This window comes from Ruegeria sp. H4 (assembly GCF_056533065.1).
Genome location: NZ_JBQFOC010000002.1, coordinates 105161 through 120660, shown reverse-complemented (window position 1 = coordinate 120660; position 15500 = coordinate 105161). Strand labels below are relative to the sequence as shown.

Sequence of the window (15500 nt, the reverse complement as noted above, 5' to 3'; positions counted from 1 at the left end):
GCGCTACATTCCTACGGGTGAGTTGCGTCCACTTGCCCCCTGCCCTATGTGGCAGCGCATGACACAAGTTTTGCATATCGTGGGCGGCGGCATGGCCGGGTCCGAGGCCGCATGGCAAGCCGCAGAGATGGGCGTGGATGTAGTTATCCATGAAATGCGCCCCACTATCGGCACCTTTGCGCACCAGACAGGCAACCTTGCCGAAATGGTGTGCTCAAACTCTTTTCGCTCTGACGATGATGAACAAAACGCCGTTGGTTTGCTGCATTGGGAGATGCGCGCCGCGAACGGGCTGATCATGACCACGGCTGATGCGCACCGCCTGCCCGCTGGTGGTGCGCTGGCGGTTGATCGCGATCCGTTTGCCGAAGACGTCACCGCCAAGCTACGCGCCCATCCCCGCGTGAGCGTCACCGATGAAGAGGTCACGACGCTGCCTGATGATGGGCATTGGATCTTTGCCACGGGTCCTTTGACCTCGCCGGCTCTGGGTAAAGCGATCCAGGCTGAAACCGGGGCTGAGGCGCTGGCCTTCTTCGATGCGATCGCGCCGATTGTCTATGCCGACAGTATCGACATGAGCCAGGCCTGGATGCAGTCTCGCTATGACAAAGGCGAGACCGAGGAAGAGCGGACGGCTTATCTGAACTGCCCCATGGACCGCGATCAGTACGAAGCCTTTATCGATGCCCTGCTGGCCGCCGACAAAACCGAGTTCCACGAAGGCGAAACCGCGGGCTATTTCGACGGCTGCCTACCCATCGAAGTGATGTCGGAACGCGGACGCGAAACCCTGCGTCATGGTCCGATGAAACCCGTTGGCCTGACCAACCCGCATCAACCGGATGTGAAACCGCACGCCGTTGTGCAACTGCGCCGCGACAATGCTCTTGGCACGCTGTTCAATATTGTGGGCTTCCAGACTAAGATGAAATACGGCGCGCAGACCGAGGTGTTCCGCATGATCCCTGGCCTGGAAAACGCCAGCTTCGCGCGCTTGGGCGGTATCCATCGGAACACGTTCATAAACTCGCCCACCCTGCTGGACGCACAGATGCGGCTAAAGTCGAAACCGAACATCCGCTTTGCCGGTCAGATCACCGGGGTCGAAGGCTATGTTGAAAGCGCTGCAATGGGTCTGCTGGCCGGACGCCTGGCCGCAGCAGAAATTCTGGGGCACTCGCTGCCCGAGGTGCCGCAAGACAGTGCGATGGGCGCTTTGATCCACCACATCACGGGCGGGGCTGAGGCAAAGACCTTTCAGCCGATGAATGTGAATTTCGGCCTGTTCCGTCCGGTCGACGGCCTGAAAGGCGGTCGTCGGGGACGCAAGGACCGTTACAAAGCCTACACAGATCGCGCCAAAACGGAATGGAACAACTGGTTAGCCGCTTGCTGACTGGACGAAGCGTAGAGGTTCAGCCTACCATCGGCATATGAGCGACGAATTCTTCAAAAGCACCTACGATCTGGAAACCCCCGAACAGACTGAGGCCCACTACCAAAAATGGGCCGCAACTTATGAGGCCGAAGTGGCCGAGCAAGGTTATGCTACACCGGATCGCGTGGCTCAGGCGCTCTGGTCGCAAAAGCCCGAATCTCAGATGCCGGTTCTGGACTATGGTTGCGGCACCGGTCTGTCAGGGGTCGCGTTGCGAAATGCCGGTTTCGCAGTCATCGACGGCATGGACCCAACCGCCAACATGCTGGCAGTTGCAAAAACCAAAGGCGTCTACAGAACACTGTCCAGCTTTGAGATCACCGATCCTGCGCCGCTTACCAATGGCGCTTATACCGCGATCACTGCCATCGGTGTCATCGGAGCAGGTGCCGCCCCACCTGAAACGCTGGATATGTTGATGCACGCGCTGCCCAAAGGTGGAATGCTGTCGTTTTCCTTCAACGATCATACACTTGCGGATCACACGTATACAGCTCGGCTGAACGACTGGTTGGATATGGGCGCGGCACGACTGTTGTTCCGTGAACACGGTCCTCATTTGCCGGGTCTGGACATGAACTCCGACGTGTATGTGCTAGAAAAAACGTGACATTCACCACGCGATTTGCGCCATCTCCGACGGGTCCTTTGCATCTGGGGCACGCCTATTCGGCGTTGCTGGCCCATGATATGGCGACGTCTGAAGACGGTGAATTCCTATTACGGATCGAAGATATCGATCAATCCAGATCGCGCCCACACTGGGAAGAACAGATCTATGACGACCTCACATGGCTTGGCCTGCGTTGGCCCAAACCCGTCATGCGCCAATCCGAGCGTCAGGCAATCTACGATGCAGCGCTGGATGAACTCTGGCGGCGCGGCTTCCTGTACCCGTGCGGCTGCAACCGCAAAGATATTGCCGCAGCGGTCAGCGCCCCTCAGGAAGGCGCACCGTTATTGGGCCCTGATGGTGTGATCTATCCGGGCACATGTCGGCACCGCGCACCTAAATCAGAAGATACACCCCGACCTCAAACCGAAGCGCTGCGTTTGGATATGAACAAAGCGGCGCACCACGTCTTTGATAAAGATGCCTCGGTCTGGCAGTTCACTGAACACGGCGCAGGCCCCGACGGCAGAACCGGAACGGTCCGTTTCTCGCCGGAAGAATTGATCACTACGATCGGAGACGTCGTTCTGGCCCGCCGCGGTATGGGCACCTCGTATCATCTGTCCGTCGTTTTGGACGACGCGGCACAAGGTGTGACACATGTGGTCAGAGGTCAGGACCTGTTCGACGCGACACGTATCCATGTTCTTCTGCAAGCCCTTCTTGACTTGCCGGTGCCCGAGTATTTTCACCACGACCTGATCCGCGACGAGAATGGCAAACGTCTGGCGAAACGAGACGACGCGCGCGCGATCGCTAAATACCGATTAGACGGGGCAAGCCCAGAAGATATTCGGGCCATGGTCGATCTTTGACCACATCCTTATCTTATCTGGAATATCTTCGCCGAACGCGTGGTGTTTGCGTTACCTATTCCATCGGTTTCATCAGCTCGGTTTCATCCCCGTCCCGGATGGCGGTATAGAAACAGCTGCGCCGGTTCGTGTGACAGGCTGGACCTTTCTGATCGACTAGAACCAACAGACAATCCCGGTCACAATCAACGCGGAAATCGATCAACTCTTGCGTATGACCCGAAGACTCGCCCTTGATCCAGAAGGACTGCCGTGACCTTGACCAATAGGTAACCCGACCTGTTTCCAGGGTGCGTTCAATCGCTTGTGCATTCATCCAGGCCATCATCAGAACCTCGCCCGATGCATGATCTTGCGCGATGGCTGGAACCAGCCCCGCCTCATTATATTTCAAGGTTGCGGGGTCAAACACAATTGGATCAGTCATCAGAAAAACCTTTTGCATCCCAAGGGCTGGCCACTATGTATGGGGAACACGCAACGAGGGAAAGCCATGAGTGGCGAAAACGATCTGATAAAGCTGTACTCGGCAAGAATTCTTGCGCTGGCCGCAGATATCCCCCATCTCGAACGGCTGGAGAACGCCGACGCAACGGTGAAAAAGCGCTCACCTCTGTGCGGATCAACGGTATCCGTGGATGTAAAGATGCAGGATGGGCGTGTCAGTGCTTTTGGGCAGGATGTCAAAGCCTGCGCATTGGGTCAGGCTTCGGCCTCTGTTGTGGGTGACGCAGTGATCGGCGCGACGCGCGCACAGATCGAAACGGCCCGGGATCAGCTTGCAGCGATGTTAAAAAAGGACGGCCCGGTTCCGGATGCACCGTTTGACGGGCTTGAGGTTTTGATGCCGGCACGCGAGTACAAAAACCGTCACGCCTCGATCCTGCTGTGTCTGGACGCCACGGCCGAAGCCATAGCACTTGCCGAACAGGCCAACTGCGCCTGAGCGTAGCTTTTCAACACTTTCCCGTCTAACCTCGCCAACAACTGGTTAGAGGGGTTCGATGTGGACAATTTACTAGAGCATTTTGTAACCCTATGGGTCGTGATCGACCCGATCGGTACGATCCCGGTTTTCATCGCAGTGACCGCAGGTCTTGCGGCATCGGCCCGCAGACGGGTCGCCGTTCTGGCCGCACTGATCAGCGCCGGGGTCCTGCTGTTCTTCCTGATCTTCGGCCAATTACTGATCGAAGCGCTGGATATTGGGCTGAACTCGTTTCAGGTCGCTGGCGGCATCATCCTGTTCCTGTTCGCGCTGACTATGATCTTTGGTGAAAGCAAGCAGGATATCGAACAACGCGCAGCCGAAGATGACAAAGACGACAAAACCCATAAGCACAACCCAGCGATCTTTCCGTTGGCGGTGCCGTCCCTCGCCTCACCCGGCGCGATGCTGGCGATCGTCATTCTGACCGACAACAACCGCTACAGCGCAGCAGACCAGGGCATCACAGCCTTAGTCATGCTGTCTGTGCTCGTGATCGCATTTATTCTCATGTTGCTGGCCGAGCCGATCATTCGTCTGATCGGTCATTCCGGGGCTGCCATCATCAGTCGCGTGATGGGCATGATCCTGGCCTCAGTCGCCGTCAATTCGGTTTTATCGGCCATGCTGGAAATCATGAAAACTGGTCAGCTATAAAAAAAACCGCCGCTCCTTCCGGGCGGAAAGGGCGGCGGCAGTCTATGCGTGTCTCGCGTGGGGTCCGGAACGCCGCGCGGGGCCGAGGCATGGCCCCTTCAAGGGGTTTGGGACAGGCAGGTCACCCTTGATCGTAATGGGGATGACAGGCGCGGGTTGATCGGCACGAGATCGCAGGCAGAAAGGCTTAGAAACCAACGGGAAGGTGAAGGGCAACCATCAGCATGACAACCAAGGACGCAACCCCCGCGACATCCTGCAGGATGGTCGTGTGCGAACGGCTAAACGCGGTCTTGATCTGGGTCAGCATTGGGTCACCTCCGGTCGAAGATTTAATCCTTTGTTGACCTTTTGTTCTCATATTTCCTCAAGTCAGTAAAGAACTTTTTAAGAACATTTGTGAACTTTAAGGGATTATTTACCTAACCCACTGAAATCAAACGGATCGCCTGATCCTGTTTCATCAGCCATAACAGAACACGCGCGGCCTTACCCCGCTCCGAGGTCAGTTTCGGGTCTTGGTTCAGCAGCGCACGGGCATCTGATTGCGCCACCGCCATCAACCCGGCCTGCCGTTCGAGATCGGCAATGCGAAACTTTGGCAATCCTGACTGCGCGGTCCCGATCAGGTCGCCCGCGCCGCGCATTTGCAGATCGGTTTCCGAGATACGAAAGCCATCCTCGGTTTCTCGTAGCACTTCTAATCGTTTGCGCCCCCCTTCGCTGAGCGGCGGTTGATACATCAACAAACATGTTGACTCCGCATCACCTCGACCAACGCGTCCCCGCAATTGGTGTAATTGTGCCAGCCCGAAGATCTCGGCCCGTTCGATCACCATGATCGTGGCATTTGGCACGTTTACACCAACTTCGATGACGGTCGTGGCCACAAGAACCTTGGTGTCACCGCTCTGAAAAGCTGCCATGGCCGCGTCTTTCTCGGCTGGCGGCATCTGGCCGTGAACAAGACCGACAACTCCTTCACCTAGAATAGCACGCAGGCGTTTGAACCTTTCTTCTGCAGCGGTCAGGTCCGATACTTCGGATTCGTCCACCAAAGGACAGACCCAGTAGCACTGCCGCCCCTCATCAATCGCACGACGTAAATGCGAGACAACCTCATCCATACGGTCCGTGCTGACAATGGCTGTCTTGATTGGCTTCCGACCGGGCGGCTTTTCATCCAGAACCGAGACATCCATGTCGCCATATTGCGCCAGTGCAAGACTGCGTGGAATCGGAGTGGCCGTCATCACCAGCACATCCGCACCCTGCCCCTTTTCTGACAATTCCATCCGCTGGCGCACGCCAAACCGGTGCTGTTCGTCAACGATGGCAAGACGCAGCGCGTGAAACTCCACATCGCTCTGGAACACCGCATGTGTGCCAACCAGAATCTGAATATCCCCAGCTTTCAGGGCTGCCAGCTTCGCCCGCCTCTCGGCCCCTTTGTCGCGCCCTGTCAGGATTTCCAGCACCACGCCGGCCTCTTCAGCCAGGGGGCGCAATCCTTCCAGATGCTGCCGCGCCAAGATCTCGGTCGGGGCCATCATCACGCCCTGCCCGCCAGCTTCGACCGCAATCAGTAGCGCCATGAAGGCGACCAGTGTTTTCCCGGCCCCCACATCGCCCTGCAACAGACGGTTCATCCGCGCATCAGAGGCCATATCAACAGAAATCTCTTCGATGGCGCGGGTCTGTGCCTTGGTTGGGCGATAAGGCAGGCTACCCAAGACCCTCGATTGCAACGCGCCGGTTCCAGCGCTGACGATACCCCGCGCTTTACGCTCGATCTGGCGCGCCAAAGCCAGCGTCAACTGATGGGCCAGAAGCTCATCATAGGCCAGACGCTCTCGTGCGGGTGAAAACGCCGCCACATCATCTGCGCCCTGCGGGTTATGGGCCGCCTCGACAGCCCCCTTCCAACTTGACCACTTCTGCTGCGCCACCTGGGCCGGATCGATCCATTCGGCCAGGTCTGGCGCGCGTGCCAAAGCGCTGCGGGCCGCTTTGAAGGCCGTCTTTTGGGTGACGCCATGGGTCAGGTGATACACCGGTTCGAATTCCGGGATATCCTGCGCCTGCTCAACCGGCAGCATATGATCGGGATGGACCATCTGCACCATACCATCAAACAGCTCCAATTTGCCCGAGATCACGCGGCGCGATCCCTGCGGCAGCAGTTTTTTCAGATAATCGCCCCGCGCGTGAAAGAACACGAGTTGGAAATCGGCCTGACTGTCTTCGACATGAATCCGATACGCACCACCTTTATTGCGTGGTGGTCTGTGTACGCCAACGGTTACCTCAACTGTCAATGTCGCAGGTAGATCAACACCCTGAATGGTCTCACGCCTGCGCCGGTCGACCACCGCATAAGGCAAACCAAACAGTACATCTCGTGGGCTTTCGACCCCGCTTTGTGCCATGGCCTGTGCCGTTTTTGGGCCGACACCCTCCAGTGTTTCCAACCCGGCAAACAGCGGGAACAGCTGTTCGGGCCGTCCACTCATGCGCCGTCAATCAGCTGTAGCCAGCCATCCTCATCCAGTGTTTCGATCCCCAGCTCAGCTGCTTTCTTGGCCTTGGACCCGGCACTTGGACCAGCGACAAGCAGATCGGTTTTCTTGCTGACCGAACCAGAGACCTTGGCGCCCAATGCCTCAGCCCGGGCTTTGGCTTCGGCACGGGTCATCTTTTCCAGCGTTCCGGTGAAGACGACGGTTTTACCCGCAACCGGGCTGCCTGTTGTATCCGGGCGCTTTGCCTCCTCTACCTGCAACTGGGCAACAAGATCATCGATGCTGGCTCGTTCCGCTTCTTGTGCAAAGGCCGAAACCAGCGCGCGGGCCATGACTTCGCCCACTCCGTCGATACCCAGCAGATCCTCCCATTCTGGCCCTTCGAAAGCGGCCGCTACGGTCACGGCGGTTTCGAACTCGGCCCAACTGCCATAGTGAGTAGCAATCAGGTTCGACGCGGCCTCACCCATGTGGCGAATGCCCAAAGCGAACAGCAAACGCCCGAACCCGATATTGCGTTTTTCATCTATTGCGGCCCACAGGTTGCCCGCGCTTTGCGCACCCCACCCTTTGCGGTTGGCCAGTTTGGTCAGATTGCCCGCATCGCGCTGTTGCAGCGTGAAGATGTCGACCGGCGTTTTGATCGGCAACTCGGGATCGTCATAGAACATCTCAATTTGCTTGGAACCCAGACCTTCGATGTCAAACGCCTTGCGCGAGACGAAATGCTTCAGTTTCTCAACAGCTTGCGCAGGGCAGATCAAGCCACCTGTGCAGCGCCGAACCGCATCGCCTTCTTCCCTGATTGCCTCGCTGCCGCATTCGGGGCACCGCGTTGGAAAATCGAAAGGCACTGCGTCATCTGGGCGTTTGGAAATGTCGACATCTGCGATCTTGGGGATCACATCGCCGGCACGGTACACCTGCACCCAATCACCGACCCGAATATCCTTGCCATCGCGGATTTCACCGCCCTTAGCGTCACGGCCCGCGATATAATCTTCGTTATGCAATGTGGCGTTTGAGACAACGACGCCGCCCACCGTAACCGGATGCAATCGTGCAACCGGGCTAAGCGCGCCGGTCCGACCAACCTGAATGTCAATCGCTTCAAGCCGGGTCCAGGCCAGTTCAGCAGGAAATTTGTGGGCAATCGCCCAGCGGGGCGTGGTTGACCGGAACCCCAATCGCGCCTGCAGCGCCAGATCGTTGACCTTGTAGACGACACCGTCGATATCATAGCCCAGCGTGGCGCGCTGTGCTTCGATTTGTCGGTACTGGGCCAGCATTTCATCCGTGGTTTTGCATTCTTGAGTTAGCTCATTCGTTGAGAAACCAAACGCATTTAAGCGGTCAATCGCGCCTTTCTGAGTATCAGAAAGCGGTTCTGACACCTCACCCCAGGTATAGGCGAAGAACCGGAGCGGCCGCGCGCGGGTGATTTCCGAATCCAACTGCCGCAACGACCCGGCCGCTGCATTTCTAGGGTTGGCAAAGGTCTTCCCGCCGCTTTCGGCTTGGCGCTGGTTGAGTGCGTCGAAATCTGCATGCGACATATAGACCTCGCCACGAACCTCTAGAATAGCGGGTGCATTCTCAATGGTTTGGGGAATATCGGCCAGCGTTCGCGCGTTGGCTGTGACATTCTCACCAACCTCTCCATCGCCGCGCGTAGCCGCTTGAATCAGCTTGCCGTTTTCATAGCGCAGCGAAAGGGATAGGCCATCGATCTTGGGTTCCGCAGTATAGGCGAGTGGTGCTGCGTCATCCAGCCCGAGGTATTTGCGGATCGACCGGTCAAAATCGGCCACATCCTCATCGTCGAACGCATTGCCCAGTGACATCATGCGCACGGCATGGGTGACCTTGGAAAACCCGTCTGCTGCCCGGGCACCGACCTGATCACTGGGGCTGTCGGCGCGTTTGAGATGTGGGAATCGCATCTCGATTTCGGCATTGCGCCGTTTCAGCGCATCGTAGTCTGCATCCGAAATCTCGGGCGCATCTGCGCCGTGATACAGTTGATTGGCCTGCAAAAGCACCTTGGCCAGTTGAGCAAGCTCGGCCCGGGCCTGGTCTTCGGTCAGGTCTGCTGTTGGAATTGAATTGCCCATGGCCTCGCCCTGTCACGTCTTCTTGGACATCAGTGATAGGGCGAGGCCACGGCTAGGTCCAGACGTGCTGAGCCGTGAGTGTGGGTGCCGCCCTGGACCAACAGCGGCACAAGTGTTCGGATGTCAGGCGCCGACTGCGATACGGGTATCGTCCATGCTGTCGGATTGCGGATCACGCAGCACATAGCCGCGGCCCCAAACCGTTTCGATATAGTTGTCGCCGCCGGTTGCATTGCTGAGTTTCTTGCGCAACTTGCAGATAAACACATCGATGATTTTCAGTTCTGGCTCATCCATGCCGCCATAAAGGTGGTTCAGGAACATCTCTTTTGTCAGGGTTGTGCCCTTACGCAGGCTCAACAGCTCCAGCATCTGATATTCCTTGCCAGTCAGGTGAACAGTCTGGCCATCAACCTCAACCGTCTTGGCATCCAGGTTAACAGCAACGCGCCCGGTATGGATCACCGATTGTGAATGCCCTTTCGAACGTCGGATAATCGCATGGATACGGGCAACCAGTTCTTCGCGATGGAACGGCTTGGTCAGATAGTCATCCGCGCCAAATCCAAAGCCCTTGATCTTGCTTTCCGTATCGTCAGCCCCAGATAGGATCAGGATCGGAGTTTCCACCCGCGCGATCCGCAATTGGCGCAGTACTTCATGCCCGTTCATGTCCGGCAGGTTCAGGTCCAGCAAAATGAGATCGTAATCATAGAGTTTTGCCAGATCGATCCCTTCTTCCCCCAAATCCGTCGCATATACATTCAAGTTTGCATGTGTCAGCATCAATTCGATGCTTTTGGATGTGGTTGGATCATCCTCGACAAGAAGTATTCTCATTTCACTGCTCCAATTCAGGTCATAAAACTTCAATTCAATTCAAACCTGATCAAAAATGGTTAATCTGACGTTACCGTTGAATCATTTATTCACTTTCATCTTTAGGTTGTCGATATTTTTTTAGGGCTGTTACTTTCAATGCCTCGATTCCGTGTTCGGCGACGGCAGATACCCATGTGTTGAACTCTTCATCGCTGATGCCATATCGTTTCTTGGCGTCCGACAGAGTGATCAGGCCGTAAAGAACGCCACGCACAACAATGATTTTGCGAGACGCGACCCAGCGTCGTGTGTCAGCGGGTGGAAGATCTGCGCGCGACAGAACCGAGCCATCCGGCAAGGTAACAGATCGCGGCCCTTCAACTTTGTGCAAATACATCTTTCTACCCTTTTCCTGCTGCGACAAAGCTGACATCAGCCTACTTAATGCCGCGTGAAACCGCCCCTTGAGAGTGTGTAGAATTTTCCTATATTCTGCCGGTCTTTCTTAATCCGAACGGAATCGCCATGGCCCTCGCCGCCGAGACCCAACTCAATTCGCTTGGCTTTGCCAAACCGCCCTCGGAAACGCGGGTGGTTGTTGCCATGTCCGGTGGTGTCGACAGCTCGGTCGTTGCTGCCTATCTGGCGGACCAAGGCTATGACGTGGTCGGTGTGACACTACAGCTTTATGACCATGGCGCGGCGCTGGCCAAAAAAGGCGCGTGCTGTGCCGGGATCGACATTCATGACGCGCGGCGCGTGGCCGAAGAGCGTGGTTTCCCGCATTACGTTCTGGACTACGAGAACATCTTCAAAGACGCGGTGATTGATGAATTCGCCGACAGCTATCTGGCAGGCGCGACCCCAGTGCCCTGTATCCGCTGCAATGAGCGGGTGAAATTTAAGGACCTTTTGGAAACTGCCAAAGACCTTGAAGCCGATTGCATGGCCACTGGGCACTATATTCAGCGCATGATGGGCCCTAGTGGCCCGGAACTGCACAGCGCCGAGGATGCGAACCGCGACCAGTCCTATTTCCTGTTTTCGACCACGCCCGAGCAGCTGGATTTCCTGCGCTTCCCTCTGGGGCACCTGCCTTCGAAGGATGCGACCCGCGAAATGGCGGCGCAGTACGGGCTGGCCGTGGCGGACAAACCCGACAGTCAGGATATCTGTTTTGTGCCCAATGGCGACTATGCCAGCGTGATCGAGAAACTGCGCCCGGGTGCTGCGGAACCGGGTGAGATCGTGCATGCCGATGGCCGCGTTCTGGCGCGACACAATGGCGTTATTCACTATACGATCGGCCAACGCCGCGGCCTGGGCATTGGCGGCCTGAGTGAGCCGCTTTATGTGGTCAAGCTGGATGTGGACAAGAAACAGGTTGTCGTCGGCCCCAAAGAAATGCTGGCCACCCGAACTATTCCAGTGCGTGAAATCAACTGGTTGGGGGATGAGCCCTTCACCGCGCGCAGCGAATGGCATTTGTCGGTCAAAGTCCGCTCGACCCGACCCCCGCGCGAGGCGATTATTCGCCCCCTGTCCGACACGACCGCCGAGGTGGAGCTGCTGACGCCCGAGGAAGGGATCTCTCCGGGTCAGGCCTGTGTGTTCTATGCGAATGAGGGCAGCCGTATCTTTGGCGGTGGCTGGATCTGGCGCGGTTACTAAATCGCGTCAGTCCACGAGTTGCTGAGGATGTAGATCCCGGCGCAGATCATCACGTAAGGTACGAGCGTCTCAAGCCGTTGCGCCAAGCCTCCGGTCATGATTGGCGCGCGAGCGCCCAATAGTGCGAGCACACCCAGGGTCAGCGCCGCTGCTATGGCCCCAGCAACCCCGGCAAAGCGATAGCTTGGGGTGGAATCCGCCAAGAGCGGCGCGAGAACCGCAAACGTGTCCATCGACATACTGACAAACAGCAGCATGGTCACCAAGGTCGAAGCACCTGCAGATAAGCGCGCAGCCTGCTGCATCTCCTCCCCCCGGAATTGACGGAGTATTCCGATGATGCCAAGCCCCAAAGGGATCAATCCCAAATAGCCCGCCCAGTGCGGCACCACGTCATCGACCCCCAATGCCAGTAGGAAAGCGATGGTGATCACGATTATCTGCGCAAACAGGAACCCTGCAATGGCGCGACGTGGACCAGATACCATCATCAGCGCAACTAACGCGGCAAGATTGTCGAGATTGGTCAATATCTGCGCCGCAAAGGCCGAAGCAGCAAAGATCACATGATCCAGCATCACGCGTTCATTCTGTCCAAAACGGCCCTTGCTGCGCGCAGACCCGGTGCCTCGCCACCGCGCCCAAGACGCTCCATGGTCGTTGCCATGGCCCGGTTCTGAGCATCCGGTGCGCCGGCCACTTGCTTTAACGAATCCGCGATCTTCGTTGGATCACAATCCTCAAGCAGGCATTCGGGCACGGCATGGCTGTCCGAGACCAGATTGACCAGAGTGACCGTATCCAGCTTCACCATACGTTTGGCGATCTGCGTGGTCAGCCAGTTCAGGTTGTAAGCGATCACCATGGGCGTCGCCTGCGCTGCCAATTCCAACGAGACCGTACCCGAGGCCGCCAATGCCAGATCGGCGGCGGCAAAGGCTGCTCTTTTCTGGCTCTGCGCTTCGTCCGAGGGCAGTTTGCGCGGATCGACAACAACCGGGTGACCAGGCCAGTCGTTGATGTGGTCCGAAACCATATCGACCATATGCGCAACCGCCGGAACCACGACGCGGGTGTCGGCGCGATCTTTCAGGAACTCATCCAGTGCCGCACCGAAGATCGGGGCCAACCGTTCGACCTCCCCTCTCCGGGAGCCTGGCAACGCCAGCACGATTGGCGCATTGCCCAGATCATGATCCGCACGAAATTTCTGGATGTCCTGATCAGAGGCAAGCGGTTCGTTCACCACGGGATGGCCAACGAAATCACATTCCATCCCCGCGCGTTCCATATAGGGCGGCTCAAATGGCAGCAACGCCAGAACGTGATCAATCACCTTGGCCATTTTATTCGCCCGCCCCGGACGCCACGCCCAGACGCTTGGGGCTACGTAGTGAACGGTGCGAATGTCGCTGGAGGCTTTGACGATCTTGGCCACACGCAATGAGAAGTCCGGACTGTCGATGGTGATCAGCACATCCGGCTGCGTGTCCAAAACCGCCTGCGCGGTTTCAGCGATCCGGCGCTTTAGGTGAAAGAACTTGGGCAGGACCTCGACAAGGCCCATAACGCTGAGCTCGGACATCGGGAACTGACTGTTCAGGCCCTGTGCCTCCATCAATGGCCCGCCAACTCCACTGAATTCAACGTTTGGAACAAGGGTCTTCAACCCTTCCATCAGCGCACCGCCCAACCGGTCACCCGAAGGTTCACCGGCGACCAGAAAGACGCGCATCAGACCGCCCTTTCACGGACGAACAGGAAAAGGCCCAGACGGTTGCATTCGGCGATCACCCGGTCGCGCTGCAATACCATGACACCGCCCTTTTCGATGACAATACCGGTCAATCCGGCTGCCACGGCGCTGGCCACGGTTTCGGGGCCTATTGCAGGCAAATCCACCCGCCGATCCTGAGCTGGCTTTGGCGCTTTGAACAGAACGCCACCACCTGCATCCGGACGTTGGGTCAAGGATTGCAACATCCAGGCGGTGCCAAAAATGCTTTCGACAGCCAAAGCCTGCCCTTTGGACACGGCGCAAGCCTGCCCGATATCGGCGCTGCCCATGGCACGTAGAACACCGGCCGCCCGGTCTGCATCGACCAAATCGGCGTCAGATGGTTGCGCCTCGGTCAGGCAGCCCACAGACGGCAATAAGTCCGGTGCTATCTCATGAGCGGCTTTGACCGACAGGCCCGCATCCTCAAAGATACCAATGACCGCGCGCAACGCCCCGTCGTCGCCAGAGGTCATCGCCTTTTGCAAGATCGGAACCAATGGCAAGGTCGCCGCATCAATGCGCGCGGGATCAACCCGCGGTCGCCGAACTGCCCCGGCCATGCAAAGCTCGGTCACACCGCGCGCTTTCAACTCAGCGATAAAGCTGCCTAGCTGTTCGAGCGGAAACACGATGTCTGGTCCTAGCGTATCCGGCTCAAACCCTTCCATCGCACAGATCAACGGGCGCTCTGGCAAAGCGGCGACGACCTCATCCGGCAAGACACCTGTGCCTGCGATCAATGCCAGCATGCGCTTACTTCCTTGGTGTCAGGAAAGAACGATCCGTGTCACCGGTGACAAACTCGACAATGCGCCGGACATATTCGCTGTTGGTGCCTTCACCTGCCCGATGGGCACGTTCCTGAAACGTCCCCTCTCCACCGGTCAGTTCCTTGAACGCAGCCCGCAGCGCCGAGATATCCTCGCGTGATACGCCGCGCCGTTTCAGGCCAACCAGGTTGAGCCCGTCCAGTTCCCCGCGCGGGGCCTGGACCAAACCGTAGGGAATGACGTCGTTCGGCACCATGGTCAGCGCGCCGATGATGGCGCCGCGACCAACCCGCACCCATTGATGCAGGCCCGAGATCCCGCCGATTATCACATCATCCTCAATGACACAGTGACCGGCCGCGCCCGCGTGATTTACCATGATCACCCGATCGCCCATCTGAACGTCATGGGCCACATGCACGCCCGCCATCAGCAGGCAATCATCACCGATACGCGTCACGCCACCACCGCCATCGGTGCCGGTGTTGATCGTCACATGTTCCCGAATCCTGTTGCGCTGGCCGATTTCCAGCCGCGTGTTTTCACCCCCGAATTTTAAATCTTGAGGGATCTCACCGATGACCGAGAAGTTGAAGATGACCGTATCTCCACCGACCGAAGTGTCACCCGTGACAACCACATGCGATTTCAACTCGACCCGGTCGCCCAAACGCACCTGAGGCCCGACATAGCAGAACGGGCCGATCGAACAGCCCTGCCCGATCTGAGCGCCCTCTTCTATGATTGCGCTGGGATGAACACCGCTCATGCCGTTTTTTCCATGTCCCAATCAACATAGGCCGAGAACTCGGCTTCGGCGGCGACTTCTCCATCGACGGTAGCCCGGCCATTGAACTTGAACAGCTTTCCGCCTTTCTTGCCACGCAGGGTTTCCACATGCATCTCCAGAACATCGCCGGGCACAACCTTGCGGCGGAATTTGCACTTGTCGATGCTCATGAAGTAGATCAGCAGTTCCGTGTCGATCACATCCATGCCGACACCCAGCATGACGCCGGCCGTTTGCGCCATCGCTTCGACGATGGTGACACCTGGCATGATCGGAGTACCGGGGAAATGGCCCTGAAAATGAGGCTCGTTCATGGTGACATTCTTGATGCCTATGGCAGATTGATAGCCCTCGATATCAACCACCTTGTCGACCAGTAGAAACGGATAGCGATGCGGCAATATGCGCTGAATCAGCTGAATGTCGGCGCTTTTGGTTTCCGAGGTCATAAGTCACA

17 protein-coding genes are annotated in these 15500 nt (G+C 57.5%); 6 read left to right on the top strand and 11 right to left on the bottom strand.

Annotated features, from left to right (window positions below; genetic code table 11):
- Positions 1-58 precede the first annotated feature (58 nt).
- The 3 genes from trmFO to gluQRS are packed head-to-tail and all read left to right on the top strand — an operon-like array spanning position 59 to position 2929.
- Complete coding sequence (gene trmFO, locus ACR0KG_RS12010) at positions 59-1399, top strand: methylenetetrahydrofolate--tRNA-(uracil(54)-C(5))-methyltransferase (FADH(2)-oxidizing) TrmFO (RefSeq protein ID WP_480827410.1); 1341 nt, start codon at positions 59-61, stop codon at positions 1397-1399.
- 37 nt (positions 1400-1436) lie between these two features.
- Positions 1437-2051 carry a class I SAM-dependent DNA methyltransferase gene (locus ACR0KG_RS12005; protein ID WP_480827409.1) on the top strand — a complete coding sequence of 205 codons (615 nt, stop codon included), beginning with the start codon at positions 1437-1439 and terminating at the stop codon, positions 2049-2051.
- On the top strand, positions 2048-2929 hold the full coding sequence (gene gluQRS / locus ACR0KG_RS12000) for a tRNA glutamyl-Q(34) synthetase GluQRS (protein WP_480827408.1): 882 nt from the start codon (positions 2048-2050) through the stop codon (positions 2927-2929). Before ACR0KG_RS12005 ends, gluQRS begins: the two co-directional genes overlap by 4 nt.
- Before the next feature lie 55 nt (positions 2930-2984).
- On the opposite strand, the gene hisI is transcribed toward gluQRS, so the two are convergent.
- On the bottom strand, positions 2985-3374 hold the full coding sequence (hisI, locus tag ACR0KG_RS11995; RefSeq protein WP_170536827.1) for a phosphoribosyl-AMP cyclohydrolase: 390 nt from the start codon (positions 3372-3374) through the stop codon (positions 2985-2987).
- A 48-nt stretch (positions 3375-3422) separates the two neighbouring features.
- On the opposite strand from hisI, the gene ACR0KG_RS11990 reads away from it, so the two are divergent.
- Together ACR0KG_RS11990 and ACR0KG_RS11985 are read left to right on the top strand one after the other, a co-directional pair.
- On the top strand, positions 3423-3875 hold the full coding sequence (locus ACR0KG_RS11990; protein ID WP_480827407.1) for an iron-sulfur cluster assembly scaffold protein: 453 nt from the start codon (positions 3423-3425) through the stop codon (positions 3873-3875).
- Positions 3876-3935: 60 nt separating this feature from the next.
- Positions 3936-4574 (top strand): MarC family protein, encoded by a 639-nt coding sequence (locus ACR0KG_RS11985; RefSeq protein ID WP_480827406.1) that lies wholly within the window; start codon positions 3936-3938, stop codon positions 4572-4574.
- Between the two features lie 187 nt (positions 4575-4761).
- Here the strand turns inward: ACR0KG_RS11985 and ACR0KG_RS11980 are convergent, their stop codons facing one another.
- From ACR0KG_RS11980 to sciP, 5 genes are all read right to left on the bottom strand, one after another.
- Positions 4762-4884, bottom strand: a complete 123-nt coding sequence (locus ACR0KG_RS11980; protein WP_353007504.1) for a hypothetical protein — start codon at positions 4882-4884, stop codon at positions 4762-4764.
- A 112-nt stretch (positions 4885-4996) separates the two neighbouring features.
- Positions 4997-7087 carry an ATP-dependent DNA helicase RecG gene (gene recG / locus ACR0KG_RS11975; RefSeq protein ID WP_480827405.1) on the bottom strand — a complete coding sequence of 697 codons (2091 nt, stop codon included), beginning with the start codon at positions 7085-7087 and terminating at the stop codon, positions 4997-4999.
- Positions 7084-9210 (bottom strand): NAD-dependent DNA ligase LigA, encoded by a 2127-nt coding sequence (gene ligA / locus ACR0KG_RS11970; RefSeq protein ID WP_480827404.1) that lies wholly within the window; start codon positions 9208-9210, stop codon positions 7084-7086. Before ligA ends, recG begins: the two co-directional genes overlap by 4 nt.
- Positions 9211-9333: 123 nt before the next feature.
- Positions 9334-10050, bottom strand: coding sequence for a response regulator transcription factor CtrA (gene ctrA, locus ACR0KG_RS11965; protein ID WP_480549277.1), 717 nt, complete (start codon positions 10048-10050; stop codon positions 9334-9336).
- A gap of 85 nt (positions 10051-10135) precedes the next feature.
- Positions 10136-10429 carry a CtrA inhibitor SciP gene (gene sciP, locus ACR0KG_RS11960; protein WP_480541548.1) on the bottom strand — a complete coding sequence of 98 codons (294 nt, stop codon included), beginning with the start codon at positions 10427-10429 and terminating at the stop codon, positions 10136-10138.
- A gap of 128 nt (positions 10430-10557) precedes the next feature.
- Between sciP and mnmA the strand changes: the two genes are divergently transcribed.
- A complete protein-coding gene (mnmA, locus tag ACR0KG_RS11955; RefSeq protein ID WP_480549280.1) occupies positions 10558-11703 on the top strand; it encodes a tRNA 2-thiouridine(34) synthase MnmA in 1146 nt (381 codons plus the stop codon).
- Here mnmA and ACR0KG_RS11950 read toward each other — a convergent pair.
- Genes ACR0KG_RS11950 through fabZ form a run of 5 tightly spaced genes read right to left on the bottom strand, consistent with a single transcriptional unit; the run spans position 11700 to position 15492 of the window.
- Positions 11700-12281: a cadmium resistance transporter gene (locus tag ACR0KG_RS11950; RefSeq protein WP_480827403.1), complete on the bottom strand. Its 582-nt coding sequence runs from the start codon at positions 12279-12281 to the stop codon at positions 11700-11702. The genes mnmA and ACR0KG_RS11950 overlap by 4 nt on opposite strands.
- Complete coding sequence (gene lpxB / locus ACR0KG_RS11945; RefSeq protein WP_480827402.1) at positions 12281-13438, bottom strand: lipid-A-disaccharide synthase; 1158 nt, start codon at positions 13436-13438, stop codon at positions 12281-12283. Before lpxB ends, ACR0KG_RS11950 begins: the two co-directional genes overlap by 1 nt.
- Positions 13438-14232, bottom strand: a complete 795-nt coding sequence (locus tag ACR0KG_RS11940) for an LpxI family protein (protein WP_480549286.1) — start codon at positions 14230-14232, stop codon at positions 13438-13440. The genes lpxB and ACR0KG_RS11940 overlap by 1 nt, the downstream gene beginning before the upstream one ends.
- Before the next feature lie 4 nt (positions 14233-14236).
- A complete protein-coding gene (lpxA, locus tag ACR0KG_RS11935) occupies positions 14237-15022 on the bottom strand; it encodes an acyl-ACP--UDP-N-acetylglucosamine O-acyltransferase (protein ID WP_480549288.1) in 786 nt (261 codons plus the stop codon).
- On the bottom strand, positions 15019-15492 hold the full coding sequence (gene fabZ / locus ACR0KG_RS11930; protein ID WP_480498222.1) for a 3-hydroxyacyl-ACP dehydratase FabZ: 474 nt from the start codon (positions 15490-15492) through the stop codon (positions 15019-15021). The genes lpxA and fabZ overlap by 4 nt, the downstream gene beginning before the upstream one ends.
- Positions 15493-15500: the final 8 nt, after the last annotated feature.

What these genes read in the sequence shown, in the direction of transcription:
- ACR0KG_RS11950 (WP_480827403.1), bottom strand. Translation starts at nt 12,281, where the DNA reads ATGCTGGATCATGTGATCTTTGCTGCTTCGGCCTTTGCGGCGCAGATA.
- lpxB (WP_480827402.1), bottom strand. Translation starts at nt 13,438, where the DNA reads ATGCGCGTCTTTCTGGTCGCCGGTGAACCTTCGGGTGACCGGTTGGGC.
- recG (WP_480827405.1), bottom strand. Translation starts at nt 7,087, where the DNA reads ATGAGTGGACGGCCCGAACAGCTGTTCCCGCTGTTTGCCGGGTTGGAA.
- ACR0KG_RS11980 (WP_353007504.1), bottom strand. Translation starts at nt 4,884, where the DNA reads ATGCTGACCCAGATCAAGACCGCGTTTAGCCGTTCGCACACGACCATC.
- sciP (WP_480541548.1), bottom strand. Translation starts at nt 10,429, where the DNA reads ATGTATTTGCACAAAGTTGAAGGGCCGCGATCTGTTACCTTGCCGGAT.
- ligA (WP_480827404.1), bottom strand. Translation starts at nt 9,210, where the DNA reads ATGGGCAATTCAATTCCAACAGCAGACCTGACCGAAGACCAGGCCCGG.
- trmFO (WP_480827410.1), top strand. Translation starts at nt 59, where the DNA reads ATGACACAAGTTTTGCATATCGTGGGCGGCGGCATGGCCGGGTCCGAG.
- ACR0KG_RS12005 (WP_480827409.1), top strand. Translation starts at nt 1,437, where the DNA reads ATGAGCGACGAATTCTTCAAAAGCACCTACGATCTGGAAACCCCCGAA.
- ACR0KG_RS11940 (WP_480549286.1), bottom strand. Translation starts at nt 14,232, where the DNA reads ATGCTGGCATTGATCGCAGGCACAGGTGTCTTGCCGGATGAGGTCGTC.
- hisI (WP_170536827.1), bottom strand. Translation starts at nt 3,374, where the DNA reads ATGCAAAAGGTTTTTCTGATGACTGATCCAATTGTGTTTGACCCCGCA.
- ACR0KG_RS11990 (WP_480827407.1), top strand. Translation starts at nt 3,423, where the DNA reads ATGAGTGGCGAAAACGATCTGATAAAGCTGTACTCGGCAAGAATTCTT.
- mnmA (WP_480549280.1), top strand. Translation starts at nt 10,558, where the DNA reads ATGGCCCTCGCCGCCGAGACCCAACTCAATTCGCTTGGCTTTGCCAAA.
- fabZ (WP_480498222.1), bottom strand. Translation starts at nt 15,492, where the DNA reads ATGACCTCGGAAACCAAAAGCGCCGACATTCAGCTGATTCAGCGCATA.
- lpxA (WP_480549288.1), bottom strand. Translation starts at nt 15,022, where the DNA reads ATGAGCGGTGTTCATCCCAGCGCAATCATAGAAGAGGGCGCTCAGATC.
- ctrA (WP_480549277.1), bottom strand. Translation starts at nt 10,050, where the DNA reads ATGAGAATACTTCTTGTCGAGGATGATCCAACCACATCCAAAAGCATC.